Consider the following 24,621-nt stretch of genomic DNA (forward strand, 5'->3'; position numbering starts at 1 on the left):
GGCTATGCCTCCAGGTAGCGGTGGACCAGCGCGACGGCCATCGCTCCCTCGCCGACCGCCGAGGCCACCCGTTTCACCGAGCTGGCTCGAACGTCGCCGGCGGCGAAGATGCCGGGAACACTGCTCTCCAGATAGAACGGATCCCGGTCGCGATCCCATCCCCGCGGACGCTCCCCGCCGACGAGCAGATCCGGCCCGGTACGGATGAAGCCCCGGTCGTCGCGCAGCACCGTGTCGCCGAGCCAGTCGGTCCGGGGTTCCGCGCCGATGAACACGAACAGGTATCCGCATTCGACGGTCGCCTTCGTACCGTTCTTGCTGTCGCAGACGGTGATCGCCTGGAGGTGGCCCGCGCCCTGTGCCCCGATCACCTCGCAGCGGGTCCGCACCTCGATGTTCTCCACCTGGGCGAGCTGCTGGATCAGGTAGTACGACATGGACGCCTCGAGCGAGTCGCCGCGCACCAGGAGGGTGACGCGGCGCGCGTACCTCGAGAAGAACAACGCGGCCTGACCGGCCGAATTGGCGCCGCCGACGATGTAGACGTCGGTGCCGGCGCAAGCCGGCCCCTCGGTGGCCGCCGACCCGTAGAACACGCCCGAACCGGTCAGGCCGGCGACCCCGTCGGCCAGCAGCGGACGGTACGAGACCCCGGTGGCGAGCAGCACGGCGTGCGCGGAGATCTCGCCGCCGTCGGCGAACGTGAGGGTCCGCGCGGACCCGTCCGTCCGGAGCCCCACCACCTCCCGGGTGGTCAGCGTCTCGGCCGCGAACTTGTCGGCCTGCCGGCGCGCCCGGTCGGTGAGCTGGGCGCCGGAGATGCCGTCCGGGAAGCCGAGGTAGTTCTCGATCCGCGAGCTCTGCCCGGCCTGGCCGCCGACCGCCTGCCGCTCGATCAGCAGCGTCCTGAGGCCCTCGGAGCCGCCGTACACCGCGGCGCCGAGCCCGGCCGGCCCACCGCCCACGATGATCAGGTCGTAGAAGTCGCGGCCCGGGTCGGTGGACAGGCCGGCCGCCCGCGCCACCTCCTGCACGGTCGGCCGGGACAGCGCCCGCCCGTCCGCGGTCACCACCAGCGGCACCGCCTCCGGCCCGGCCTCCGCGGCCTCCAGCAGGCGGCGGCCCTCCGGCTCGTCGGCGCCGAGATACCGGTACGGCACCAGGTTGCGCGCCAGAAAGTCACGGATCTGGAAGGACGGCTCACTCCACCGGTGCCCGACCACCCGGATGTCCGGCTGCTCCCGGTCACCGGTCGCCTGCCAGGCGTCGAGCAGCGAGTCCAGCACCGGGTAGAGCTTCTCCTCCGGCGGATCCCACGGCTTGAGCAGGTAGTGGTCGACGTCCACCACGTTGATCGCCTGGATCGCGGCGTCGGTGTCCGCGTACGCCGTGAGCAGTGCCCGCCGGGCGAACGGGAAGAGGTCCATCGCCTCCTCGAGGAACTCGATGCCGTTCATCTGCGGCATCCGGTAGTCGGCCAGCATCACCGCCACCCGGCCGCCGCGCAGCTTCAGCTCACGCAGCACCTCGAGCGCCTCGGCGCCGGACGACGCGCGGACGATCCGGTACCGGTCGCCGTAGCGGCGGCGCAGGTCGCGCGCGATGGCGCGGGACACCGACGGGTCGTCGTCGACCGTGAGGATCGCGGCTTGGCCCATGTGTGGTCCTCAGCTCTCGTGTTCAGCGGCTCCCAACAGCCTTCCATGCCCGGCGGTACTCAGGTGACCGTCAGCCGGCGGCCACCCGCGTGGTGAAGGCGGCCAGGTTGGCCATCGCCCGGTCGATCCGCTCGCTCAGCGTGAGCGTCTCCTCCCGGCGGATCAGCCGCATCCTCGGCTGCCGCCTACCTCGCAGATAAAGCGAACAGGCCAGATCCGAACAGAGGTACTCCCCCACGCTGTTGCCGTTGCGCCCCGCCGCCCCGGCCAGCGGCGCCACGAACAGCGACACACCCGACGCGGCGTGATCGGTCAGACAGACCCGGCACATGCTCGACCGCGTCGCACTGGCCCGCATCGCCTCCGGCCGGCGCAGCACGATCCCGGTCGGCCCGTCCTGCCCCGGCACCACGAGCAGCGCACGCATCGGCGCCCCCGGATCGGTCCAGCCGAGAAAGTCCAGGTCGTTCCAGGGGATGCTGCCGTCCGACAACCCCGGCGGCATCTTGATCCGGCTCGCCTCGCCCTTGCTGCAATTCACGAAGGAGCTGCGAATCTCCCTCTCCCCGAGTGCCAACATGCCCGCGAAGCTAACCCAACGCCAGGCTTCGCCTCACCCCATTTCCGGTACGGGCTGCGCCGCCCCCGCCGAATCCCGGCAGTTCCGCCGAGCCCCGCGAGTCCCTGCCGGGTCAAGCCTGTGCCGCGCCCGCCGGGCGTAGATCGGTGGTCCGGCCGGGTCAGAGGCGGTCGGCCAGGGCCAGGAAGCGGTCCGGGACGTCCTCGTAGCTGCGCAGGCGCCAGCCGGAACCGGAGAGCAGGGGGCCGAGGCACTCCTCGCTCATGGGTTCGCCGGGGCGGAGGGTGCGGCCGTGGCGGGCGGCCAGCTGGGCGCGGCCGGTGGGATGGAAGATCGTCAGGACGCCGCCGGGGCGGGTGACGCGGGCCAGCTCGGCCAGGCCGGCCAGCGGGTCCGGGAGGTGGTGGACCAGGCCGGCCGCGAAGATCACGTCGGTGGAGGCGGCCGCGACCGGCAGGCGGCGGGCGTCGGCCAGGACCAGGGTGGCGTCGTCGTCGCGGCCGGCCCTACGGGCGGCCTCCAGCATGCCGGCGGTGAAGTCGAGGCCCAGCACCCGGCCGGTGGGCCCGGCGGCCGCGGACAGCGCCGGCAACGCCCGGCCGGTGCCGCAGCCCACGTCCAGCACGACGTGGCCGGGGCGGACGCCGGCCAGGCGGACGGCCTCGGCGTAGCGGGGCATGTCGTCGCCGAACTTGGCGTCCCAGCCGGCGGCGCGGGCGGCGAAGAAGGCCTGGCTCTCCGACAGGTACCACCGGTCGGGGTCGGCCAGGTCGGGGTGCAGGTGGCGGATCACCGGCCAGTCCGGGTCGCGGTGGTCGATCACCACCTGGGCGCGGCGCTCGCCGTCGCCCTCGGCGAACCGGTGGCGGGGGCCGCCGCGGAGGAAGACCAGGACCTGGTCGGTGGCCGGTTCGAGGACGTTGAGCGCGGAGTCGAACATGCCGCGGCCGGGGCCGGTCAGGCCGAGGACGGCGTCGACGTTCCAGGCGCGGGCGGTGGACGGGAAGGCGGCGGCCAGGCGGGCGGCGAACGCGGCCGCGGCGCCGGGATCGCCGCCGTCGACGATCACGGTGAGCGGGGCACGCGGCGCCAGCACCTCGGCGAGCAGGGCGGTGACTTCGGCGATGCGTTCCGGCACGCTCCTCAGCATGCCGGTGCCGGTGTGACGGATGCAACGGCAGAACGGCTGTACTTTTTGTGACAGTTTGTCATCGCACTATGTCGCCGTACGGAACGTCCCCGCATTTCCGGCAGTCAAACACCGCATGCGAATACTGATGGGCGCGCTGGTCGCCGTGCTACTGGCCGCGAGTGGCTGCGCGGGGGTCGGATCCGGGTCGAACGACGGGTCGGGGCCGGCCGGGCCGGTGGATCCGGGCAGCGGGCCGCAGGCCGGCCTGGTCGAACTGCGGGTGGCCGTGGCGAAGTCGCTGGCGGAGGACTTTCCGGCGGTCGAGCAGGGCTTCGAGGAACGGAATCCGGGCATCGAGGTGCTGGTGGCGCCGGGCGAGGACGAATCGGCCGAGGTCGTGGTGACCGACGAGCCGGTCGCCGTGACCGTCGGCGAGGTCGAGACCATCGGGCAGCTACGGGTCGTGCTCGTGGACGGGGCCGGCGCGGAGGCCGCCGCGTTCGTGGAGTTCCTCCGCGACGGCGAGGGCCGGCGGATCCTGATCGACAGCGGCGTCCTACGTCCGTGACTCGACCCGGCCCGACCAGGAGCGGCCGGTGGCGAGATTGGTGGCGCCGCCGTCGAGGACCGCGCGGTGCACGGCGCGGGCCAGTGGCGCGCCCCACCGGGAACGCGGGCCACCATAGGCGGCCGGCGGCCCGTCCAGCGGGCAGAGCACGCAGACCGCGTCGGTGGACGTGCCGGTGGCGGCCAGCCCGAGTTCGGCGAGCGCCTGAACCTTCGCCTCGGTGGCCGTGGCGACCGCGTTGATCAGGGCGCCGTCGGCGAGCCGCTGCGGCACCCAGACGACGATGTTGATCGTGCCGGGCCGGTGGCCGAAGCCGGTCGCCTCGGGGTCGGCCGCCTGGATCGGGGCGCCCAGGCCGACGGTCGCGTGGACCTGCACGCCGTCGTCGTCAGCGGCCACCACGTCGGTCACGTCGACGCCGGTGAGCAGGCCGATGCCGGGTCCGGTGAGCCCGAGGCCGGCGGCCAGACCGGCCAGGTGCACGTCCGGGTCGGGCCGGGCGTAGGACATCGCGACGGACGCGTTGATCAACCACTCACGCGGCCCGGTGCCGCCGCCGAGGACCGCGCTGGAGGCGGCGAGCACCGGCTGCGGGAAGCGCCAGAGCAGCATCGGCACGTCCAGGCCGTCCTCCTGGCGATGGGTGAGGGACGGTTCCGCGAACATCCTCTCCACCCTATGCCCACTCGGTGGCGAGGACCGCCCAGATCTCGGTGTCGTTGCGGACGCCCTGCCAGGGGTACGACTGCCGTAGCAGCGCCTCCCGTGTCATCCCGAGACGGCGGGCCACGTTGGAGCTGTCGGTGTTGGCCGGGTTGCAGTGCCACTCGACCCGGTGCATGCCGCGGGTCTTGATGGCCCAGTCGATCAGCACGCGGACCGCCCGGGTGATCAGCCCGCGCCCGGTGGCGGCCGGTTCCAGCCAGCAGCCGACCTCGCAGTTGCCGCTCCTGGCGTCGAAGGCCACGAACATGGTGCCGCCGACCAGCGTCCCGTCGAGCCAGATGCCGTACAGCCGCTGGGTGTCGCGGGCGGTGTTGTCGGCGTACCGCTGGAGGGTGGCGGTCGCGCTGGCCAGGTCGGTGCTGACGCTGGCCCACGGAATCCACGGGTCGACCGTGGCCCGGGCCCGGTCCATGTGGGCGAGGAACTCGGCGGCCTGCCAGGGTTCGAGGGGGCGCAGTTCGGCGTCTTCGGTGAGTTCGATCGAGAACACGGGGGCAGCGTAGGCCCAAAGCCCGTACCGGCGGCCGACCGGGGCAATCACGATGGAGGTATGAGACACGCCGACGAGGTCAAGCGGGCGCTGGTGCAGGCGGCGGACGCCGCCCGGTTCGCCCCGTCGATCCACAACACGCAGCCCTGGCGCTGGGTGGTCCGGGACGGCGCCCTGGAACTCTACGGAGTGGCCGAGCGCCAGTTGCACGAACAGGACCCCTCCGGCCGGATGCTGCTGCTGAGCTGCGGAACAGCGCTGCATCACGCCCGGGTGGCGCTGGACGCCGAGGGCTGGAGCCACGACGTGGAGTATGCGGCCGACGAGCCGCTGGCGGTCATCCGGCCGGTCCGGCAGGTGCCGGCGCGACCGGAGGCGACCCGGCACTTCCAGATGCTCCAGGTCCGGCGGACCGACCGGCGGACGGTGACCGACGAGCGGGTGCCCGAGGACACGCTGCGCCACCTCGTGAAGGTCACCGAGGAGGCCGGGAGCCGGCTGCACGTGCTCGGCCGCGACCAGGTGATCGCGCTGGCCGTGGCGGTGGACCGGGCGCAGCACGCGGAGTCCGCCGACGGCCGGCTGGTGGCGGAGACCGCGGCCTGGGTGGGCGGCGAACGCGCCGAGGGGACCGGGATCCCGGCCTCGGCGCTGCCCGAGGAGGTGCCGCTCACCACGGTCGCCGAGCGTGACTTCGGGACGAGGGGCACCCTGGCGGCCGGTGACGGGCGCGACCGGGCGGCGACGTACGCGGTGCTGTACGGCGACGGCGACGCCCCGGAGGACTGGCTGCGCGCCGGGGAGGCACTGAGCGCGCTGTGGCTGGCCGCGACCGAACAGGCGGTCAGCCTGCTGCCGTTGAGCGGCCCGGTGGAGATCGCGTACACCCGGCGGACGCTGCGCCGGATGCTCGGCGACGCCGGTTTCCCCTACCTCGCGATGCGGCTGGGGACCCTGGACCCGGCGCATTCGGCACCCCCGAGGACGCCCCGGCTGCCGGCCGGCCAGATCATCGACATCGTGCCCGGCTGAGCCTGACCGGGCGGCGCTAGCCGCCGGGTCAGACTCAGCCTGACCCAGTGACCCGTGCGGCGCCAGCCGCCCGGGTCGGACCGTGCGGCGCCAGCCGCCCGGTCAGGCTGAGCGAACCGGCCGGCTCCCCCGAGGGGGAACCGGCCGGTTCAGGGCGGGAGGAGTGGTCAGTGGGGGTCGCCCTCGGGTCCGAAGGCGGCCAGGAAACGGTCCCGGAAGGTGTCCATCCGCCAGATCGGGGCGGCCGGGCCGGGTTTGATGCCGTCCTCCCAGCCCCAGGAGGCGATCCGGTCGAGAACCTTCGGGTCCTTGGCGACGATGGTGACCGGGACGTCGCGGTTGCCGCTGGTCCCGGCGACGAGCGGGGCCGGCGGATGGTCACCCAGGAAGATCATGACGGTGTCGTCGTCGGCGTACTCGGTGAGGAAGCCGAGCAGGGTGTCGATCGAGTAGGCGATCGAGCGGGCGTACTCGGTACGGACCCGGCTCTCGTCCTTCCACAGGCTCTCCGGGCTCGGCGCGGCGGCCGCCGACGGGCCGTAGACGGTGCCGTCGCCGATCGCGTCCCAGTCGAGCATGCCGGGCACCGGCGTCCACGGGGTGTGGCTGGAGGTCAGGGTGATCTCGGCGAACATCCGGCCCCGGTCGGTACGGGAGTACTCCAGCCGGTTGAAGGCGGAGAGCACGTACTGGTCGGGCATCCGGGACCAGCTGAACGAGGGGCCCTGATAGCCGACGTTCCGTGAGTCGTAGAGCTGCTGGTATCCGTAGAAGTCGCCCTCCGGCCAGGCGAAGGTGTGCCCGGGCTCGATGCCGACGGTCCGGTGCCCGGCGTCGCGGAAGGCCCGGGTGAGGGTGAGCCGGTCGGTGGCGACCAGGCTGCGGTAGCGGCGCTCGTTGTCGATCCACAGCCCGGACTGGAAGGTGGAGTGGGCCAGCCAGCTGCCGCCGCCCGCGGTGGACGAGGTGAGCCAGCCGGTGCGTGCGGCGAATCCGGCCGCCGCCAGCTTCTCGCTGTTGGCCGCGAGGCTGTTCAGCACGGCCGTGTTGTAGCGGGGGTCCTCCAGCGCGTTGCGGCCGTAGCTCTCCACGAACGAGAGGATCACGTCCTTGTCGCGCAGGGCGGTCAGCATGCTGTCGGCCGGCCGGTCCGCGTAGGCGTCCACCTTCACCTCCCCGGCGAACCGTTTCCGGTCGGCCAGGTCGTTGGGCAGCGCGAGCGCGGTGTGCGCGGCCAGGTCGGCGGCGGTGTGCGAGGCGACCGGGATGCCGCCGATCAGCTGGAAGCTCATCGCGGTCAGGGTGATCCAGGCGGCGCCCACCGCGCCCAGGCCCCGCCAGGCCCAGGCGCGGTGGTTCTGGAGGATGCCGCTCAGCCGCAGCACCGCCCAGGTCATGGTGGCCACCAGCCCGATCGAGAGGAGCACCAGGCCGATCGCGACGGCGATGGTGGCGCCCCGGCCGATCGAGTCGGCCAGCACGGTGTAGCCGTCGTCGAACAGGATCCAGTCGAGGGCCGGGTCGAAGCGGCGGGCCAGCACCGCGAAGAAGCCGATGTCGATCATCTTGACCACGGTCAGCAGCCCGAGGGTGACGCCGAGCCCGGCGGCGAGCGGGCGGCGGGCCCGGCCGAGGCGCCCCCGATCCGGAAGCAGGAGCAGGAGTGCCCCGGCGATCAGCGCCTCGACCGGAACTCGCAGGAGCGCGGTGAAGACCGAGTTGCCGGGCGGCAGCCGGAAGATCTGGTCCGGCACGATCAGCGCCAGGAACACCAGCACGGCGGCGAATCCCGTGGTCAGGTGCCGGATGATCCGCCGGTACGGCTTCGTTGGGCTCACGTTCTCTTCATACGCCAGGCCCCCGGGTCCGGTTCGACGCGGGTTAAATCACTGGATGAGTGAGCGCTCGCTCATTACTCTGGCCGCCATGGATTCCCGGCGAAGACGCGTCCCGGCCATGGCGCCGGAGGAACGGCGGGCCGCCCTCATCGAGGCGACCATCCCGCTGCTGCACGAGCACGGCCTGGAGGTGAGCACCCGGCAGATCGCCCATGCCGCCGGGGTGGCCGAGGGCACCATCTTCGGCGTCTTCGAGAGCAAGAGCCAGCTCGTGATCTGCTCGGTGGTCAAGGCGCTGGACCCGCAGCCGACCCTCGACGCGCTCGCCGCGGTCGACCCGGCAACCCCGCTGCGGGGCCGGGTCGCCGCCGCGGCCGAGCTGGTGCACAGCCGGTTCACCGAGAACGCGCAGTTGATGAACGAGGCCCGGAAGCTCATCTTCACGAACGCGCCGGACCCGGAGGCGCAGGCCCGGATGGCCGCGTCGCGGCAACAGTTGCACGACGCGGTCGTCGGCGTCTTCACCCCCGACGCGGCACGGTTGCGGGTCACCCCCGAGCGGGCGGCCCGGCTGCTCCTGCTGCACTGCGGGGCCAACGCCTTCGGCCCCTTCGGCGAGCCGGGCGAATTCAGCGGCGCCGACCTGGCGTCCCTCCTGCTCGACGGCATCCAGTTGAGGGAAACGGAGCACGAGAAGTGCTGATCAAGATACTGAAAGTACATTTAGCGCCGTACCGGAGAGACATCACCCTGGTGGTGCTCTTCCAGTTCCTCCAGACGATCGCGACGCTCTACCTGCCCGCGCTCAACGCGGACATCATCGACAACGGCGTGATCAAGGGCGACACCGGCTACGTCATGCGGGTCGGCGCCGGAATGATCGGCATCACCCTGCTGCAGATCGCCGCTCAGGGCGTGGCGGTGTTCTTCGGCGCCCGGACGGCGATGGCCGTCGGCCGTGACCTGCGCGCCTCGATCTTCGACCGGGTGCAGGGCTTCTCGGCACGGGAGGTGGGCCAGTTCGGCGCGCCCTCGCTGATCACCCGGATCACCAACGACGTCCAGCAGATCCAGATGCTGGTCCTGCTCACCTTCACGCTGATGGTCTCGGCGCCGATCATGTGCGTCGGCGGCATCGTGCTGGCGCTGCGGTTGGACGTGCCGCTCTCCTCGCTGCTGCTGGCCATCGTGCCGCTGCTGATCATCGTGATCGGCCTGATCATCATGCGGATGCGGCCGCTCTTCCGGTCCATGCAGGAGCGCCTCGACCGGGTCAACCAGGTGATGCGCGAGCAGATCACCGGCATCCGGGTGATCCGCGCGTTCGTCCGGGACGACCACGAGCGGGAGCGCTACGGCCTCGCCAACGCCGACCTCACCGACGTGTCGCTGCGGGTCGGCCGGATCATGGCGCTGATGTTCCCGACCGTCCTGCTGATCGTGAACCTGTCCAGCGTCGCGGTGCTCTGGTACGGCGGTCACCGGATCGACTCGGGCGGCATGGAGGTCGGCGAGCTCACCGCGTTCATCAGCTACCTCATGCAGATCCTCTTCTCGATCATGATGGCCACCTTCATGTTCATGATGGTGCCGCGTGCCGAGGTCTGCGCGGAGCGGATCGACGAGGTGCTGAGCACCGCGTCCAGCGTGGCGGCGCCCACGGCGCCGGTCACCACGCTGTCGCGGCACGGCGAGCTCGAGCTCCGGGACGTCGGCTTCCGCTATCCGGGCGCCGAGGCGGGTGTCCTCTCCGGGGTCCGCCTGAGCGCGCACCCCGGCGAGGTGACCGCGATCATCGGCAGCACCGGCAGCGGCAAGACCACCCTGCTCAACCTGGTCCCCCGGCTCTTCGACGCCACCGAGGGCCAGGTCCTGGTCGACGGCGTGGACGTCCGGGAGATCGACCCGGCGCTGCTGTCGTCGGTGATCGGCCTGGTCCCGCAACGGCCGTACCTGTTCACCGGCACGATCGCGTCCAACCTGCGCTACGGCAACCCGGACGCCACCGACGAACAGCTCTGGGAGGCCCTCGAGATCGCCCAGGCCCGCCCGTTCGTGGAGTCGATGGAAGGGCAGCTCGACGCCCCGATCGCACAGGGCGGCACCAACGTCTCCGGCGGGCAGCGGCAGCGGCTCGCGATCGCCCGCACCCTGGTGCACCGCCCGGAGATCTACCTGTTCGACGACTCCTTCTCGGCACTCGACTACGCCACCGACGCGGCCCTGCGGGCGGCGCTCACCGAGCACATCACGGACGCCACCGTGATCATCGTGGCGCAGCGGGTCAGCACGATCCGCGACGCCGACCGGATCATCGTGCTCGACGACGGCCAGGTGGTCGGCACCGGAACCCACGAGGAACTCATGGACACGAGTCCGACGTACCGCGAAATCGTTCTTTCGCAGTTGACCGTGGAGGAGGCGAGCACCCGATGAGCGAGGCTCCCCAGCGTCGCGGCCCTATTCCGGGTGGCCCGCCGGCTGCTCGGATGATGATGGCCGGTGGGCCGCCCGAGAAGTTGGAGGACTTCAAGGGGTCCACCAAACGCCTGCTCCGCCTGCTCAAGCCACAACGCGTGGTCGTGGCCGGCGCACTGGCGTTCGGCGCGGTCGGCGTCTTCCTGTCGGTGCTCGGCCCCTACCTGCTCGGGCACGCCACCGACGTGATCTTCGAAGGCGTGATCGGCAAGACGCTCGGCCAGAACCTGCCGCCCGGCGTCACCCGGGAGCAGGCCATCGAGCAGCTGCGCGCCACCGGGCAGAACGCACAGGCCGACCTGCTCTCCGGCGTCGACGCGATACCCGGCAAGGGCATCGACTTCGACCGGCTGGCCGAGGTGTTGATGTGGGTGGCGATCATCTACGTCTTCGCCTGGGTCTTCGGCGTGCTGCAGGGCCGGCTCACCACCCGTGCCGTACAGGCCGCCGTCTACGACCTACGCCAGCAGGTGGAGGAGAAACTGGGCCGGCTGCCGCTGTCCTATTTCGACAAGCAGCCGCGCGGTGAGGTGCTGAGCCGCGCCACCAACGACACCGACAACATCGCGCAGACCCTCCAGCAGACGTTCGCCCAGCTGGTCACGGCACTGCTGACGATCGTCGGCGTACTCGGGATGATGTTCTGGATCTCGCCTCTGCTGGCGCTGATCGCCCTGGTCACGGTGCCGGTGTCGATCTGGCTGACCACCGTGATCGGCAAGCGGTCGCAGCCCCAGTTCGTCGCCCAGTGGAAGACCACCGGCCGGCTCAACGGGCACATCGAGGAGATGTTCACCGGGCACACGCTGGTCAAGGTCTTCGGCCGGCAGGACGAGGCGGCGGCGACCTTCAAGACCCACAACGATCATCTGTACGCGTCGAGCTTCCGCGCCCAGTTCATCTCCGGCCTGATCCAGCCCGCCATGATGTTCATCAGCAACGTCAACTACGTGCTGGTGGCGGTCGTCGGTGGTCTGCGGGTGGCGTCCGGCACCCTGACCCTCGGCGAGGTGCAGGCGTTCATCCAGTACAGCCGCCAGTTCAGCCAGCCGCTCACCCAGGTGGCCAGCATGGCGAACCTCGTACAGTCCGGGGTGGCCTCGGCCGAGCGGGTGTTCGCCCTGCTCGACGCCGCGGAGCAGTCCCCGGAGCCGGCGTTTTCGGATATTCCACCCGTGCAGGGGCGGATCACGTTCGAGAACGTGTCGTTCCGCTACCTGCCGGAGAAGCCGCTCATCGAGAACCTGTCGTTGAGCGTCGAGCCCGGGCAGACCGTGGCGATCGTCGGGCCCACCGGCGCCGGCAAGACCACACTGGTCAACCTGCTGATGCGGTTCTACGACGTGACCGGTGGGCGGATCACGCTGGACGGGGTGGACATCGCCACCATGCCCCGCGAGCAGTTGCGGTCGCAGATCGGGATGGTCCTCCAGGACACCTGGCTGTTCGGCGGCAGCATCGCCGACAACATCGGGTACGGCGCCGCTGACTTCGACATGGCCGCCGTCCACCAGGCCGCCGAGGCCGCCCACGTCGACGGATTCGTGCGGATGCTGCCCGAGGGCTACGACACGAAGATCGACGAGGAGGGGTCGAACGTCAGCGCCGGCCAGAAGCAGCTGGTCACCATCGCGCGGGCGTTCCTCGCCGAGCCGAGCATCCTGATCCTCGACGAGGCGACCAGTTCGGTGGACACGCGCACCGAGGTGCTGATCCAGCGGGCGATGGCGACGCTGCGTACCGGCCGGACCAGCTTCGTCATCGCGCACCGCCTCTCCACCATCCGCGACGCCGACGTGATCCTGGTGATGGAGAACGGCACGATCGTCGAACAGGGCGACCACGAGTCCCTGCTCGCGGCCGACGGGGCGTACGCCCGCCTCTACTCGGCCCAGTTCGCCCAGGCCGTGGCCGAGGTGGACTGACCTTCACGGAACAGACGGAACGGGGGCGGCCGGCCGGCCGCCCCCGTCTCGTCTACCGGTCGATCGTCACTTCTTGACGGTGACCTTCTTGGTGGCGCTGTAACCGGCGTCCACACCGACCGCCGCGTTGCCGCCGACCCGGGCGCGCAGGGTCCACTTGGAGCCGGCCTTCGCCGACACGGTGGACGACCAGACACCGCTGGCGTTCGTGCTGCCCTTCCAGTTGGTGCTCGCCCACTTGCCGCCGCTGTACTTCTCGACGACCACACTGCTGCCGGAGAGCTTGGGGTCAGCGGTGACCTTCAGGCTCACCTTGCCCTTGGCACCGGAGGTCGCGGTGAAGGCCGGGTCCTGCATGACCCTGACGGTGACCTCGTTGGAGGTCACCCCCTCCTGCGACTTCGTCTGGAAGCGTTGACCCGTGCTGATCGTCCGGCTGAAGGTGTAGGCGCCGGTGCTGTCCGCCGTGGCCGTGGCGAGTTGCTTCAGCGGCTGCTTGGTGGCCGCCACCGGCGCGCCCCAGAGCTGGACGGTCTCGTTCGCGCCGACCTTGCCGCTGATCTTGACCGGTCCCGGGCCGTCGATCTTCGTCGACGACGCGGCGATGGTCGGCTTCGCCGGCTGGTAACCGTCGTTGGCCTTGATGGTGATCACACCATCGGTCACCGTGGCGCCGGTGCCGGTGCCGGAGACGACGATGGTCTCGCCCGGCTCCGCTTCGGTGTCGTCGTAGAGCTTGAGCTGGAGCGGCGGCACCGGCAGTTCGGTGCCGGGCAGGGTGCCCGCCGGGATGGTGACCGCCGTGCTGCTCGGGGCCGTGAAGTCCGAGGCGCTGGCCCCGCGGTTGTTGTCGCGCGCGGCACCCGTGAAGGTGAGGGTCAGGCTGGCGGGCGTCTGCGAGATACCAGAGATCGTGCCGAGCACGTCGACGGTCTCGCCCTCCGCACCGCTGGCGTTCTGGATCTTCAGGTCGGGTGCCTTGTCATCGTTCTTGAGCGTCAGCGTGGCCGGGTCCGCCCCGGCCGCCGCCGCCGCGAGCCAGGTCGCACCATCGTCACCCGCGTCCGGGGTCACCGTCAGGCCCACGGTCTCGTCGGGCTCGTTCACCCCGTCGCCGTTGACCAGGACGGCAGCGTAACCGCTGGTCATCTCCGGCCCGATCGTCGCCGCCGTGCCGAGGTGGGCGAAGTCGTTGTCGCCGATCACCCCGGCAGCGGTGTCCGAGGCGTTCGTCGCACCGGCGTCCGGGGCGAGGGTGAACTGGATCGGGTGGTCGCTGCCGTTGCTGAGCTTGATCGGCAGCAGGACCGCTGCGGCGTCACTACCCTCGGGCACCGCCAGGTTGTCGAAGGCGACCGTCGGCAGGGCGTCGTCATCGGTGATGGTGATCGTGGTCGAGCCGCCGACCACCGAGGCCGGGTTCTCGCCGGCGACCGGCGCGACGACGATCTCGAAGACCTCCCCGTCCGTGGCATCGACACGCGGGGCCGGGCCCTCGTCGATGGTGTCGCCGATGATGTCGACCGTGAAGGTCTGAGTGGTCGTGCCGGCCGGGAACGTCAGTGTCCCGTTCGCCCCGACGAAGTCCCTCCCCAGAACGGCGTCACCGATTCCGGGCGTGCCGGCGCCGCCGGACACGGTACTCCAGTCGGCCTTGACCGTCTTGCCGGCCGCGCCGCTCAGCGTGGCGGTGAACGTCTGCTGCCGGGTGCCGGAATTCCCCTCGGTGACCGCGGTCGGCGTGATGGCCACCGTCGGCGCGGTCTCGTCGTCGGTGATGGTGGCGGTGGCCTTGGTCGGCGTTCCCAGGGTCGCGTTCGTCGGCTCGGAGATCTCGACGGCGAAGTCCTCGGGATCCTCGAAGAGCGTGTCAGTCGCGGTCGCTACATCGATAGTTATCGATGTCGTATTGGCGGCGATGATCGCCGTACCTGACAAGGGCGCGGTGAGGTCGGCGTTCGTGCCGGCCTGGGTGGCCGCGGCATGACCGGCCGCCGGGGTCACGTCGACGACGTTCCACTTGACCGTGATCGGCACCGCAGAGGCGGCACCACTCGCCGTCACCGTGAATGTGGCGTTGCTGCCCTCTGCCACTGACACGTTCGCGGGCCCGATCGACAGGGTCGGCAGGGCGTCGGCCGAGGCCGGCGCTGCCCCCACGAAGCCGATGGCGGTCGCGACGGCGGCCAACAGGGCCCCTCGCAGGGATTTCGGGCCACGCAGCACGAACGGAACCGAGCCGCTCTTGGCCGCATGGGCTTGTCGGTAGCGCATGTCTGTTCTTTCTCCTTCGGCGGCTGGGCTACCTCCGTCCTGGGAGGCCCCTGGCTTTGCGTCCCCGCTTCGCAGCGGGTTTGCCTGTTCGGTACCGCACCTTGGGCGGTCTAGGGGCACCGGAAAACCGGCCCTCAGCAGCGCAAGCACCGGGATACGGATCCCGTGTGGGGCGATGCCTTCCGTAATCTAACCGGCGTATCGACGCCTTACCGTCAGAACGGGCTATTAAGACGAATCGTCCTCAAGTAACTCAACGTCCGTCACGGACAGTGCTCAGAGCAGACCGTGCCGCATCGCGGTCGTGACGGCGGCCGTGCGATCGGCCACGTCGAGCTTGTTGAAGGCCCGGAGCAGATGCGTCTTCACCGTGGCCTCACTGATGAACAGCCGCTTGCCGATCTCGGCATTGGTGAGACCGGCCGCCACCAGGCGCAGCACCTCGGCCTCGCGCGCCGACAGCGCCGGCGGCGCCGGGTTGCGCACCTGCCGGACCAGCGTGGACGCCACACTCGGCGCCAGCACCGTCTCCCCGCGAGCGGCGGCCCGGACGGCATCGGCCAGTTCCTTCGGCGAGGCGTCCTTCAGCAGGTAGCCTGCGGCGCCGGCCTCGATGGCGCGCAGAATGTCCCGGTCGGACTCGTAGGTGGTCAGCACCATCACGCGAACACCGCTGGTGGCGGCCAGGATCCGCTCGGTCGCCTCGACCCCGTCGCCGCCCGGCATGCGCAGGTCCATCAGCACGATGTCCGGGCGTTCGGCAAGCGCGAGCGCCACTCCCTCGACACCGGACGAGGCCTCACCGACGACGGTCAGGCCGGGTTCGGCGTCCAGCATGCCCCGCAGGCCCATCCGCACCACGGGATGGTCGTCGACGAGGAGGATGCGGATCACGCGGGGATCTCCAGTTCGACGGTGGTGCCGGTGTCGGCGTCGCTGCGGATGGTCAGGGTGCCGTCGATGTCGGCGGCTCGCGAGCGCATCCCGGAGAGGCCGAAGTTCCCGGAGATGCCGGGGTCGAAGCCGCGGCCGTCGTCCCGGACCACCAGGCGCACCGTGTCCGCTGAGTACGCCAGCAGCACGGCGACCTCACGCGCCCCGGCATGCCGGCGGACGTTGGTCAGGGACTCCTGGGCGGCCCGCAGCAGCACCACTTCGGCCCGGGTCGGCAGGCCGCGCTCGGTGCCGGTGATCCGGACGGCGGCGGGCACCCCGGCCTCTTCGGTGAAACGGGCGGCGCTACGGCGTACCGCCTCGGGAAGTGAAGCGGAAGCCAGCGCCGTGGGTGCGAGAGCCGCGACCATGGCCCGCGATTCCGCGAGATTCTCCCGTGCGGTACGCACGGCGAGCGCGAGGCGCTCGTCCCTCAGGTCCGGGTCGACCGCCTGGAGCAGGGTGATGATACTGGTGAAGCCCTGGGCGAGGGTGTCGTGGATCTCGCCGGCCAGGCGGGCCCGCTCGGCCGCCGCCCCGGCCTCGTGGGAGAGCCGGGCCACCTCGGCGCGGTTGGCCTCGAGTTCGGCGATGAGCTGGGCCCGCTGTTCGCTCTGCTCGGCCATCCTGGTGATCCAGACGCCGATGCAGAGGCCGGCGGCCGTGGAGATGGCCGCGATCACCAGGTCGATCAGGATCCCGCCGGGGTCGGCGCGAAGTTCCAGCACGACCGGGATCAGGTTGGCACAAAGGACCAGGACCACCGCCCGCCGCAGCGGGACCAGCATGAAGAACAGCGGGATGATCATGAACATCAGCCAGGTGGCCACCGGCACGCCGGCCACGGCCACGGCGAAGAGCAGGAGGTACGCGACACTCACCAGCATCGACCGCTTGCCGTGGTCGTCGACCAGGATCAGCGGGCGGGCCACGGTCGGGTAGAGCACCGCCATCGCGGCGACCGAGCCGACGGCGGCCGCCCGCTCGGTCACCGAGTAGCCGTCGGCCAGGAGGACCGCGGCCGCGATGGCGACCGCGACCACCAGGAAGTACAGCTCCCAGAGCCGGATGGACGGCGGGGAGCTCACTTCTCCCGGCTGCTCCACCGGAACGTCCACAGGCACAGGACCAATCCGATCACACACCAGACACCGAGCACCATGGCCACCATGCCCAGATCCCAGCTGCCGCCGATCTCCTGGGCCTCGGCCTCCGGCGGCAGGAAGACGTAGCGGAAACCCTGGGCCATCCAGCGGACCGGGAACAGCGACGCCACCTTCTCCAGCCAGTCCGGCAACTGACTCATCGGGTGGATGAAGACGCCGGAGATGAACTGCAACGCCACCACCGGCACGTTCAGGATGGCGCCGGCGCTGCGGGCGTTCCTGACCAGGGCGCTCACCGCGACGCCGAGCAGCGAGCAGGAGATCACCGAGAGCAGGAAGATCCAGGTGAAGGTCACCCAGTGATCGGCCGGCGGCAGCGGCATGTCGAAGACCAGGACACCCACCCCGATAAGCACGGCCGCCTCGGCCACGCTCAAGATCAAAACCAGAAGGGCCTTCCCGATCAGGTACGCCCACGCCGGCATCGGTGTGCCGCGCAGCCGTTTGAGAGTGCCGTCCTCCCGGTCCAGTGCGAGGCCGGAGCCCATCGTCACGAACGCGGTGTTGAGCACGCCGTACGCGATCATGCTGGCCGTGAAGATCCGGCTGGCCGCCACTCCGGCCTCACTGGACTCGCTGCCGAAGATGGTGCCGAACAGCAGCAGGAGCAGCGCCGGGAAGAAGAAGGTGAAGACCACCGCGGTCCGGTCCCGCAGGAACTGGAGGATCTCGATGTGACCCCGGCTCAGGGCTACGGCGATCATCGGGTGGCTCCGATCAGGCTCAGGTAGGTGTCTTCGAGGGTGGGCCGGGTGATGGTCAGCGTGCTCAGGTCGGCGCCGCTCGCGACCAGGTGGCGGATCAGGTCGCTCGGGTCGGCGACCTGCTCGGTACGGGCCGTGCCGTCCTCCAGCCAGCTGACCCGGGCCTGGGCGGCGGCCCGCCCGCCGAGGGTGGCCGGGGTGCCCTCGGCGACGATCCGGCCGGCCGACACCACGGCGAGCCGGTCGGCGAGCGCCTCCGCCTCGTCGAGGTAGTGGGTGGTGAGCACAATGGTGGTGCCGTCGCCGGCCAGGGTGCGGATCAGGTCCCAGAACTGGCGCCGCGCCTCCGGGTCGAAGCCGGTGGTGGGCTCGTCGAGGAAGAGCAGTTCGGGGCCGCCGACGATGCCGAGCGCCACGTCGACGCGCCGGCGCTGACCGCCGGAGAGCGTACGGATCCGGCTGTTCCGCTTGTCCTGGAGGCCGACCAGTTCGATCACCTCGTCGGGCCGGCGCGGGTCCGGGTAGAAGCCGGCCACGTGCCGGACCATCTCGTGCACGGTGAGGTCGGCGGCGTCGTCGGCGTCCTGGAGGACGATCCCGATCCGGGACCGCCAGGCCGAGCCCGCCCGCCCCGGGTCCTCGCCGAGCACCCGCACGTCACCGGCGGTGCGGCGGCGGTGTCCTTCGAGGATCTCGACGGTGGTGGTCTTGCCCGCGCCGTTCGGGCCGAGCAGCGAGAAGATCTCGCCGCGGGCCACGACCAGGTCGATTCCGGCGACCGCGTCCCGGTCGCCGTAGGTCTTGCGAAGTCCGGTTACCTCGATGGCTTCCATGGGTTGAATCGTGCCGTCGCGGGTGGCCCGGACGGGACGACCGCGCGGCGGTCACCGGTTGTCCACCGATCGGTGGACACCGATCACTCCCAGCGGAACTTGCGGGCCGCCACGGCCGGCCAGAGCACCGCCCAGGCGACCAGGGCCAGCCAGATGCCGGCCGGCACCGAACCGCCGTGCATGAGCGTCTCGCGCAGCGCCTCGGCGTGCGCCGCGAGCGGCAGCAGGAACCAGCCGGCCGCGCCCAGGTCGGGGGCGCCGAACATGATGCCGCCGACGGAGAGCATCACCACGTAGATCAGGGTCGCCGCGCCGGTGGTGGTCTCCGGCTTGAGCACGCTGGCGAGCAGCAGGGCGAGGCCGCTGTACCCCGCGGCGGCCAGCACGGTCACCCCGAGCGCGGGGAGCAGGGCGCCGGCCTCCGGCCGCCAGCCGACGGCCAGGCCGACCAGGGCCAGCACCAGCACCTGCGCCACGATCTGGACCAGCACGGCGGCGGTCTTGGCGAGCAGCAGTCCGGGCCGGGTGAGCGGAGACGCTCCGAGCCTTTTCAGTACGCCGTAACTGCGCTCGTAGCCGGTGGTGATGGCCTGGCCGGTGAACGCCGTGGACATCACGGTGAGGGCCAGGACGCCGGGGACGACGTAGCCGAGCCGGTCCTCGGTGGGCAGGTTGGTGACGTCGAACAGGCCGGCGCCGAGCAGCACCAGCAGCGGGACGCCCATGGCGAGCACCACGGCCTCGCCGCGGCGGGCGGTCAGCAGCAGCTCCATGCGGATCTGGGTGGCCAGGATGGTCCGCATCGGGGCGCGCCCGGGCGCGGGGGCGAAGGTGCTCACTGGGCGGCTCCCACCGGGGTCTGCGTGGTCAGGGAGAGGTAGACGTCCTCGAGGGTGCGACGGCGGGTGTTCACCGCGGTCACGTCGGCGCCCGCCGACGCGAACCAGGTCAGCACCTCGGCCAGGCCGGCGGTGTCGAGGGCGCCGGAGATCGTGTACTGCCCCGGGGACGGCTCGGCGACGCTCCACCGGCCGCGCAGCCCGGCCACGTCCAGCCCCGGCTCGGCGCGGACCTCCAGGACGTCGACGGCCGCGGCCGAGGTCAGCTCGGCCGGGGTGCCGGTGGCCGCGACCCGGCCGGACCGCATGATCACCACGTCGTCGGCGAGCCGCTCCGCCTCGTCCAGCAGGTGGGTGGTGAGCAGCACCGAGACGCCGTCGGCGCGCAGCTCCTCGATCAGCTGCCAGGTGGTGTGCCGGGCCTCGGTGTCCATGCCGGCCGTCGGCTCGTCGAGGAAGACCAGTTCGGGACGGCCGACCAGGGCCACCGCGAGGCTGAGCCGCTGCTGCTCGCCGCCGGAGAGACGGCGGAACCGGGTGCGCTCGAAGCGGCGCAGGCCGAGCCGGTCCAGCAGCATGTCGGTGTCCAGCGGGTTGGCCGCGAACGAGGCGAACAGCCGCAGGATCTCGCCGGCCGTGGCCCATGGGTAGACCCCGCCGGACTGGAGCATGATGCCGAGCCGCGGCATCAGCGCGTCGTGATCGCCGACCGGGTCCAGCCCGAGCACCCGGGCCCGGCCGTCGTCCGGCCGGCGGAAGCCCTCACAGACCTGGAGCAGGCTGGTCTTGCCGGCGCCGTTGTGCCCGAGCAGGGCCAGCACCCGCCCGCGCGGCAGGCACAGGGACACCCCGTCGACGGCCGTCGTGTCGCCGTAGCGCACCACGACATCCGTCACCTCGACCGCGGCCGCGTCGCCACCAACCATGATCCCGCCCATCCGGATTCGTCCGCCACGGCCACCATACGGTGAGCCGCTGAGGCCTCCGGCCCGCGGTGCACCCCGATGGTCTGTCCCACACTGCCCCACGGCGGCGGTGGAGACCTCCTACCCAGGTCGGGCCTTATCGTCTCCGGGTATGAGCGTCGTACAGATCTACACCGACGGGGCGTGTGCCCCCAATCCCGGACCGGGCGGCTGGGGCGCGGTGCTGCGCTGGGGCACGGCCGAGAAGGATCTGTGCGGCGGCGAGGCCGATTCGACCACCAACAACCGGATGGAGCTGATGGCCCCGATCCGCGCGCTGGAGGCCCTGAACCGGGCTCCGCTCACGGTGGAGATCTACACCGACAGCGTCTACGTGCGCAACGGCATCACGCAGTACATGCACAACTGGAAGCGCAACGGCTGGCAGACCGCGGCCCGGCAGCCGGTGAAGAACGTCGACCTGTGGAAACGGCTGGACGAGGCGGTGCGGCGGCACGAGGTGACCTGGCACTGGGTGAAGGGTCACGCCGGCCACCCGGAGAACGAACGGGCCGACCGCCTCGCCGCCCGGGGACTGCGCGAGGCGGTCGAGGCGGCGGGGGGCGTCAACCGCGCGGCCTCGGGACCCTCCGGCCGGTGACCTTGGCGCGGGCGACCCGGTCCGGCGGCAGCTTGTAGGTGGCGGACCGGACCAGCCCCTCGGGCACCGTGTGCCGCCCCTCCCGCTGCTCCGGCACGTCCGGGGCGAGCGGCACGACCTGCGGCGCGACCGGCCGCTGACCGGCGGCGCGCGCGGCCATGCTGAACACGCTGCGGGTGGCCGTCTCGTAGCCGTGCCGGTACGCCTCCCGCAGTTCCGCCCCGCTCTGCCGGCGCTGGTGGATCCGGCCCGCGACGTATCCGGCACAGGCCATGGCGGCGGCGGCCAAACCGACGAGGAGAAGGGTGTCGCCCGGTGCGCTCATTCTGCGATTGTGACGAATCGGATAGACCGTCAGCTATGGCCCGTTTGACGTACCCCGTTGGAATTAGGTTAATGGTCGCACTGTGCAATGAAGCGGCTCTGGATGATGGGGGAAGTCCATGCGCACCACCCGTCGTGCCCTGGCGGCCGTCGTCGGCGCCACCGCACTGCTGGTGACGTCCGCCTGCGGGCCCGGCGAGGACGACACCGCCGCTTCGACGGTCGAGGTCTTCACCTGGTGGGCCGGCGGCGGCGAGAAGGCGGGCCTGGACGCGCTGGCCGGCCTGTTCACGGAGTCCTGCCCCGGGCAGCGGTTCGAGAGCGGTGTGGTCCCCGGCGGGGCCGGAGTGGACGCCAAGCGGGTGCTCGCCGCCCGCCTCCAGCACAACGACGCCCCGGACACGTTCCAGGTGCACGCCGGCGCGGAGCTGCTCGACCACATCGACGCGGACCAGGTGCGGGACCTCAGCGCGGAGTACCGGACCTGGGGTCTGCGCGACGCGCTGCCGGCCGGCCTGGTCGCCGACCTCACCGTCAACGACCGGATCTACTCGGTTCCGGCCGGCGTGCACCGGGCCAACGTGGTCTGGACCAACGACCAGGTGCTCGCCGACGCCGGCATCCTGGTCGCCCCGAAGACCCTGAAGGAGCTCATCGGCAACCTGGAGCGGCTGCGCCGCTCCGGGGTCGAGTCCCCGCTCGCGCTCGGCCGTGACTGGACCCAGCTCATGCTGCTGGAGTCGGTGCTGATCAGCGATCTCGGCCCGGAGCGGTTCAGCGGCCTGTTCACCGGCGCGACCAAGTGGGAAAGCGGGGCGGTCCGGCTGGCGATCGACGACTTCGCCCGGATCGTCGAGTTCAGCAACACCGACCGCGACTCGCGCGACTGGCCGGAGGCCACCCGCCTGCTCATCGACGGCAAGGCCGGCTACCAGCTGATGGGCGACTGGGTCACCGCCGAGATGGCGGCGAACACCTTCAGCGGGTACGACAGCTTCACCTTCCCCGGCAACGGCAAGGCCTTCCAGTGGCTGGCCGACTCGTTCGTGCTGACCACCGACGCGGCCAACCCGGAGGGCGCCCGCTGCTGGCTGGAGACCGTCGCCTCGCCGCGGGGACAGCAGGCGTTCAGCGTGCGCAAGGGCTCCATCCCGGCCCGGACCGACGCGCCGACCGACGGCTTCAGCGACTACCAGCTCGAGGCGGTCGCGGACTGGCGGTCGGGCACCCCGGTCCCGTCCTGCGCGCACGGCTCGGCCTGCTCGCAGCCCTGGCAGAACGCGGCCAACGCGGCACTCGGCGCCTTCTCCACCTCGGGTGACGCCACCGCGTTGCAGAGCGCCCTCGCCGCGGCCGCCGAACAGTTCATCAGGCAGCCGTAACGGGGCACGATGGGGTGCATGGGTGAGGAACGTGACGGCGTACCGCTGACCAACCTGGATCAGGAGCTGTTCGGAGGGGCCGGGGCCACCAAGCGGGATCTGGTCGACTACCTGGACGCGATGGCCGGGCGGTTCCTGCCGGTGCTGCGGGACCGGCCGCTCTCGGTCATCCGCGTGCTCCGCGGCCAGGACCGGTTCATGCAGAAGAATCTGCCGAAGTACACGCCGGACTGGGTGCCCCGGGCCACGGTCTGGGCCGAATCGTCGCACCGCGAGGTGACCTACCCGCTGGCCAACGACCGCCGCACGCTCTACTGGCTGGGCAACCAGCGGGCCGTCGAGTACCACCCGGCGCTGATGACCGCCGGATCCACCCACCCGACCCACCTGATCATGGATCTGGACCCGCCGGAGGACGGCGGCTTCGGCCTGGCCGTGGCCGGCGCCCGGCTGGTCCGGCAGGCGCTCGCCGACATCGGGATGTCCGGGGCGGTCAAGACCAGCGGGGCCAAGGGCGTGCACGTCTTCGTCCCCCTCGCCGAGGGCGCCGCCGTGGAGGACGTGGCGGCCGCCCAGCGCGCGGTCGCCGCCCGGGCCGAGCGTCTCGACCCGGAGCTGGCCACCACCGCGTTCATCCGCGAGGACCGGCACGGCCGGGTGTTCCTCGACGCCACCCGGGCGGGCGGGGCGACCGTGGCGGCGGCCTACAGCCCGCGGGCCCGGCCCGGCGTGCCGGTCTCGTTCCCGGTCGGCTGGGACGACCTGGACCGGGTCACGCCCGCCGACTTCACCCTGCACACCGTGCCCGGCCTGCTCGGCGACCGCGACCCGTGGGCGGCCGGCATGCCCGCCCCGCAGACGCTCGATCCCGGGCTGGTCGCCGAGGGGCACACCATCCCGGTGGCCCGGGTGCAGGCCATGCACGAGGGGAAGCGCCGCGCCCGGGCACGCCGGGAGGCGGCCGGCGAGGGCTAGGGTCTACACCGATCGGTGTAGGCCGGTACGCGGGAGGCGTCGATGCGGTTGACAGCGGCGGTAGGACGCGCCGCCCCGCCCGCCGAACCTAGCGTCCCCGGCATGACGACGAACCTCACCCGCACCGCCGCCGTCCTGACGCTGGTGGGCGTGCCGACCGGGCTCGCCCTGACCGGCGGGCTCGGCGAGACCGTCCTGGTCGGCACGCTCGCCGTGGGCCTGGCCGGACTGGCCCTGGCCGCCCGCCGGTGGCCGCTCGGCGTACTCCTCATCTCCTTCTGCACCGTCGCCGCCTGGCGGGTGGCCGAGCTCATCACGGCCGGCTGGCTGTGGCCCGCGACCGCCGCCCTGGTGGCGCTGGTCCTGGCCGGGCGGCCGCGGACCGCGATCATCGCCTCGGTGCTCATGCTGTTCTGGGGTCTCACCTGGGACACCTTCGTCCATCCGCACTCGCCCGACTGGGTGCTCGCCCACCTCGGCGGGGAGACGCTGTGGGTGGCTGCCGCGCTCGCCGGCGCGTCCGCGTACCGGAACACGCTCCGCTGGCGTGCCGAGATGGCGCACCGGATCACCCAGGACGAGCAGCGACGGCGGCTCGAGGCGGGCCGGAGGCGGGCCGAGGAGCGTGTGGAGATCGCCCGTGACCTGCACGACGTGGTCTCGCACACGCTGGCCGTGGTCGGCGTGCACCTGAACGTGGCGCTGGACTCCTTCGACGACGAGCCGGAGGAGGCGAAGGCCTCGCTGAGGCTGGCCCAGGAGGTCCGCGGCCGGGCCATGACCGACCTGAAGGCGCTGGTCGGCGTGCTGCGCGAGGGTGAGCTGCCGGCTTTGGAGGGCCTGGAGCGGCTGATCGGCCGGGTCCGCGACGCCGGGCTGGACGTGTCGTTCGACGAGGTGGGCGACCCGGTCGAGGTGCCGGCGCCGGTGGCCACCGCCGTCCACCGGGTGGTGCAGGAGTCGCTGACCAACACCGTCCGGCACGCGGGCGCCACCCGCGTCCGGGTCACCCTGCGCTACGCGCCCGGCAGCGTCCTGGTCGACGTGCACGACGACGGCACCGCGGCCGGGCCGACGGCCGACGGGCACGGCATCTCCGGCATGCGGGAGCGGGTGGCCGCGCTCGGCGGCGCGCTCACCGCCGGTCCGGTCAAGGACGGTTTCACGGTACGGGCGACCATCCCGATCATGGAGTGAA

General features: G+C 71.6%; 23 protein-coding genes and 1 riboswitch. Of the genes, 9 read left to right on the forward strand and 14 right to left on the reverse strand.

The features are described 5' to 3' along the window. Positions 1 to 2: 2 nt before the first annotated feature. From KZ829_RS19880 to KZ829_RS19890, 3 genes are all read right to left on the reverse strand, one after another. On the reverse strand, positions 3 to 1,658 hold the full coding sequence (locus KZ829_RS19880; RefSeq protein ID WP_220145437.1) for an NAD(P)/FAD-dependent oxidoreductase: 1,656 nt from the start codon (positions 1,656 to 1,658) through the stop codon (positions 3 to 5). Positions 1,659 to 1,728: 70 nt separating this feature from the next. Continuing rightward, complete coding sequence (locus KZ829_RS19885) at positions 1,729 to 2,238, reverse strand: FBP domain-containing protein (protein ID WP_220145438.1); 510 nt, start codon at positions 2,236 to 2,238, stop codon at positions 1,729 to 1,731. A gap of 160 nt (positions 2,239 to 2,398) precedes the next feature. Beyond that, a complete protein-coding gene (locus tag KZ829_RS19890; RefSeq protein ID WP_220145439.1) occupies positions 2,399 to 3,376 on the reverse strand; it encodes a class I SAM-dependent methyltransferase in 978 nt (325 codons plus the stop codon). Positions 3,377 to 3,503: 127 nt separating this feature from the next. Between KZ829_RS19890 and KZ829_RS19895 the strand changes: the two genes are divergently transcribed. Next, the gene (locus tag KZ829_RS19895) at positions 3,504 to 3,938 is read left to right on the forward strand and encodes a hypothetical protein (protein WP_220145440.1); all 435 of its coding nucleotides are present in this window, start codon (positions 3,504 to 3,506) and stop codon (positions 3,936 to 3,938) included. On the opposite strand, the gene KZ829_RS19900 is transcribed toward KZ829_RS19895, so the two are convergent. Both KZ829_RS19900 and KZ829_RS19905 read right to left on the reverse strand, forming a co-directional pair. After that, positions 3,927 to 4,604, reverse strand: a complete 678-nt coding sequence (locus KZ829_RS19900; RefSeq protein WP_220145441.1) for an adenosylcobinamide amidohydrolase — start codon at positions 4,602 to 4,604, stop codon at positions 3,927 to 3,929. The two genes, KZ829_RS19895 and KZ829_RS19900, sit on opposite strands and share 12 nt — an antisense overlap. A gap of 10 nt (positions 4,605 to 4,614) precedes the next feature. Next, positions 4,615 to 5,154, reverse strand: a complete 540-nt coding sequence (locus tag KZ829_RS19905) for a GNAT family N-acetyltransferase (protein WP_220145442.1) — start codon at positions 5,152 to 5,154, stop codon at positions 4,615 to 4,617. 60 nt (positions 5,155 to 5,214) lie between these two features. Here KZ829_RS19905 and KZ829_RS19910 point away from each other — a divergent pair, with 60 nt between their 5' ends. Beyond that, positions 5,215 to 6,186: an Acg family FMN-binding oxidoreductase gene (locus tag KZ829_RS19910; RefSeq protein WP_220145443.1), complete on the forward strand. Its 972-nt coding sequence runs from the start codon at positions 5,215 to 5,217 to the stop codon at positions 6,184 to 6,186. 167 nt (positions 6,187 to 6,353) lie between these two features. Here the strand turns inward: KZ829_RS19910 and KZ829_RS19915 are convergent, their stop codons facing one another. After that, the gene (locus KZ829_RS19915) at positions 6,354 to 8,024 is read right to left on the reverse strand and encodes a sulfatase-like hydrolase/transferase (protein ID WP_220145444.1); all 1,671 of its coding nucleotides are present in this window, start codon (positions 8,022 to 8,024) and stop codon (positions 6,354 to 6,356) included. Positions 8,025 to 8,112: 88 nt separating this feature from the next. On the opposite strand from KZ829_RS19915, the gene KZ829_RS19920 reads away from it, so the two are divergent. The 3 genes from KZ829_RS19920 to KZ829_RS19930 are packed head-to-tail and all read left to right on the forward strand — an operon-like array spanning position 8,113 to position 12,427. Then, complete coding sequence (locus tag KZ829_RS19920) at positions 8,113 to 8,727, forward strand: TetR/AcrR family transcriptional regulator (protein ID WP_220145445.1); 615 nt, start codon at positions 8,113 to 8,115, stop codon at positions 8,725 to 8,727. Continuing rightward, complete coding sequence (locus tag KZ829_RS19925; protein ID WP_220145446.1) at positions 8,721 to 10,460, forward strand: ABC transporter ATP-binding protein; 1,740 nt, start codon at positions 8,721 to 8,723, stop codon at positions 10,458 to 10,460. Before KZ829_RS19920 ends, KZ829_RS19925 begins: the two co-directional genes overlap by 7 nt. Then, on the forward strand, positions 10,457 to 12,427 hold the full coding sequence (locus tag KZ829_RS19930) for an ABC transporter ATP-binding protein (protein ID WP_246635956.1): 1,971 nt from the start codon (positions 10,457 to 10,459) through the stop codon (positions 12,425 to 12,427). Before KZ829_RS19925 ends, KZ829_RS19930 begins: the two co-directional genes overlap by 4 nt. Positions 12,428 to 12,493: 66 nt before the next feature. Here the strand turns inward: KZ829_RS19930 and KZ829_RS19935 are convergent, their stop codons facing one another. The 7 genes from KZ829_RS19935 to KZ829_RS19965 form a co-directional block, all read right to left on the reverse strand. After that, positions 12,494 to 14,701, reverse strand: a complete 2,208-nt coding sequence (locus tag KZ829_RS19935) for a Calx-beta domain-containing protein (protein WP_220145447.1) — start codon at positions 14,699 to 14,701, stop codon at positions 12,494 to 12,496. Positions 14,702 to 14,716: 15 nt separating this feature from the next. Next, positions 14,717 to 14,796, reverse strand: a riboswitch (cyclic di-GMP riboswitch). Positions 14,797 to 14,977: 181 nt separating this feature from the next. Further along, on the reverse strand, positions 14,978 to 15,595 hold the full coding sequence (locus KZ829_RS19940; RefSeq protein ID WP_220145448.1) for a response regulator: 618 nt from the start codon (positions 15,593 to 15,595) through the stop codon (positions 14,978 to 14,980). Beyond that, a complete protein-coding gene (locus tag KZ829_RS19945; protein WP_308285583.1) occupies positions 15,592 to 16,722 on the reverse strand; it encodes a sensor histidine kinase in 1,131 nt (376 codons plus the stop codon). Before KZ829_RS19945 ends, KZ829_RS19940 begins: the two co-directional genes overlap by 4 nt. Next, positions 16,719 to 17,504, reverse strand: coding sequence for an ABC transporter permease (locus tag KZ829_RS19950; RefSeq protein WP_220145449.1), 786 nt, complete (start codon positions 17,502 to 17,504; stop codon positions 16,719 to 16,721). The genes KZ829_RS19945 and KZ829_RS19950 overlap by 4 nt, the downstream gene beginning before the upstream one ends. Then, positions 17,501 to 18,337 (reverse strand): ABC transporter ATP-binding protein, encoded by an 837-nt coding sequence (locus tag KZ829_RS19955; RefSeq protein WP_220145450.1) that lies wholly within the window; start codon positions 18,335 to 18,337, stop codon positions 17,501 to 17,503. The genes KZ829_RS19950 and KZ829_RS19955 overlap by 4 nt, the downstream gene beginning before the upstream one ends. Before the next feature lie 83 nt (positions 18,338 to 18,420). Next, positions 18,421 to 19,176: an ABC transporter permease gene (locus KZ829_RS19960; RefSeq protein WP_308285584.1), complete on the reverse strand. Its 756-nt coding sequence runs from the start codon at positions 19,174 to 19,176 to the stop codon at positions 18,421 to 18,423. Next, on the reverse strand, positions 19,173 to 20,114 hold the full coding sequence (locus KZ829_RS19965) for an ABC transporter ATP-binding protein (RefSeq protein WP_246635957.1): 942 nt from the start codon (positions 20,112 to 20,114) through the stop codon (positions 19,173 to 19,175). The genes KZ829_RS19960 and KZ829_RS19965 overlap by 4 nt, the downstream gene beginning before the upstream one ends. Before the next feature lie 139 nt (positions 20,115 to 20,253). Here KZ829_RS19965 and rnhA point away from each other — a divergent pair, with 139 nt between their 5' ends. Continuing rightward, positions 20,254 to 20,742 (forward strand): ribonuclease HI, encoded by a 489-nt coding sequence (rnhA, locus tag KZ829_RS19970; protein WP_220145451.1) that lies wholly within the window; start codon positions 20,254 to 20,256, stop codon positions 20,740 to 20,742. Here rnhA and KZ829_RS19975 read toward each other — a convergent pair. Then, on the reverse strand, positions 20,708 to 21,067 hold the full coding sequence (locus tag KZ829_RS19975; RefSeq protein WP_220145452.1) for a hypothetical protein: 360 nt from the start codon (positions 21,065 to 21,067) through the stop codon (positions 20,708 to 20,710). The two genes, rnhA and KZ829_RS19975, sit on opposite strands and share 35 nt — an antisense overlap. Positions 21,068 to 21,185: 118 nt before the next feature. Here KZ829_RS19975 and KZ829_RS19980 point away from each other — a divergent pair, with 118 nt between their 5' ends. From KZ829_RS19980 to KZ829_RS19990, 3 genes are all read left to right on the forward strand, one after another. Beyond that, positions 21,186 to 22,448 carry an ABC transporter substrate-binding protein gene (locus KZ829_RS19980; protein WP_220145453.1) on the forward strand — a complete coding sequence of 421 codons (1,263 nt, stop codon included), beginning with the start codon at positions 21,186 to 21,188 and terminating at the stop codon, positions 22,446 to 22,448. 9 nt (positions 22,449 to 22,457) lie between these two features. Continuing rightward, the gene (locus tag KZ829_RS19985; protein WP_220145454.1) at positions 22,458 to 23,423 is read left to right on the forward strand and encodes a DNA polymerase domain-containing protein; all 966 of its coding nucleotides are present in this window, start codon (positions 22,458 to 22,460) and stop codon (positions 23,421 to 23,423) included. A gap of 102 nt (positions 23,424 to 23,525) precedes the next feature. After that, positions 23,526 to 24,620, forward strand: a complete 1,095-nt coding sequence (locus KZ829_RS19990; RefSeq protein ID WP_246635958.1) for a sensor histidine kinase — start codon at positions 23,526 to 23,528, stop codon at positions 24,618 to 24,620. The last annotated feature ends 1 nt before the right edge of the window (position 24,621 follow it).

Source organism: Actinoplanes hulinensis, from assembly GCF_019429605.1.
Lineage (GTDB): Bacteria > Actinomycetota > Actinomycetes > Mycobacteriales > Micromonosporaceae > Actinoplanes > Actinoplanes campanulatus.

Bases quoted from the DNA above. Each gene is read 5' to 3' on its own strand.
- KZ829_RS19990 (WP_246635958.1), top strand. From the start codon at position 23,526: ATGACGACGAACCTCACCCGCACCGCCGCCGTCCTGACGCTGGTGGGC.
- KZ829_RS19975 (WP_220145452.1), bottom strand. From the start codon at position 21,067: ATGAGCGCACCGGGCGACACCCTTCTCCTCGTCGGTTTGGCCGCCGCC.
- KZ829_RS19950 (WP_220145449.1), bottom strand. From the start codon at position 17,504: ATGATCGCCGTAGCCCTGAGCCGGGGTCACATCGAGATCCTCCAGTTC.
- rnhA (WP_220145451.1), top strand. From the start codon at position 20,254: ATGAGCGTCGTACAGATCTACACCGACGGGGCGTGTGCCCCCAATCCC.
- KZ829_RS19965 (WP_246635957.1), bottom strand. From the start codon at position 20,114: ATGGGCGGGATCATGGTTGGTGGCGACGCGGCCGCGGTCGAGGTGACG.
- KZ829_RS19910 (WP_220145443.1), top strand. From the start codon at position 5,215: ATGAGACACGCCGACGAGGTCAAGCGGGCGCTGGTGCAGGCGGCGGAC.
- KZ829_RS19920 (WP_220145445.1), top strand. From the start codon at position 8,113: ATGGATTCCCGGCGAAGACGCGTCCCGGCCATGGCGCCGGAGGAACGG.
- KZ829_RS19935 (WP_220145447.1), bottom strand. From the start codon at position 14,701: ATGCGCTACCGACAAGCCCATGCGGCCAAGAGCGGCTCGGTTCCGTTC.
- KZ829_RS19895 (WP_220145440.1), top strand. From the start codon at position 3,504: ATGCGAATACTGATGGGCGCGCTGGTCGCCGTGCTACTGGCCGCGAGT.
- KZ829_RS19930 (WP_246635956.1), top strand. From the start codon at position 10,457: ATGAGCGAGGCTCCCCAGCGTCGCGGCCCTATTCCGGGTGGCCCGCCG.
- KZ829_RS19955 (WP_220145450.1), bottom strand. From the start codon at position 18,337: ATGGAAGCCATCGAGGTAACCGGACTTCGCAAGACCTACGGCGACCGG.
- KZ829_RS19880 (WP_220145437.1), bottom strand. From the start codon at position 1,658: ATGGGCCAAGCCGCGATCCTCACGGTCGACGACGACCCGTCGGTGTCC.
- KZ829_RS19980 (WP_220145453.1), top strand. From the start codon at position 21,186: ATGCGCACCACCCGTCGTGCCCTGGCGGCCGTCGTCGGCGCCACCGCA.
- KZ829_RS19985 (WP_220145454.1), top strand. From the start codon at position 22,458: ATGGGGTGCATGGGTGAGGAACGTGACGGCGTACCGCTGACCAACCTG.
- KZ829_RS19900 (WP_220145441.1), bottom strand. From the start codon at position 4,604: ATGTTCGCGGAACCGTCCCTCACCCATCGCCAGGAGGACGGCCTGGAC.
- KZ829_RS19885 (WP_220145438.1), bottom strand. From the start codon at position 2,238: ATGTTGGCACTCGGGGAGAGGGAGATTCGCAGCTCCTTCGTGAATTGC.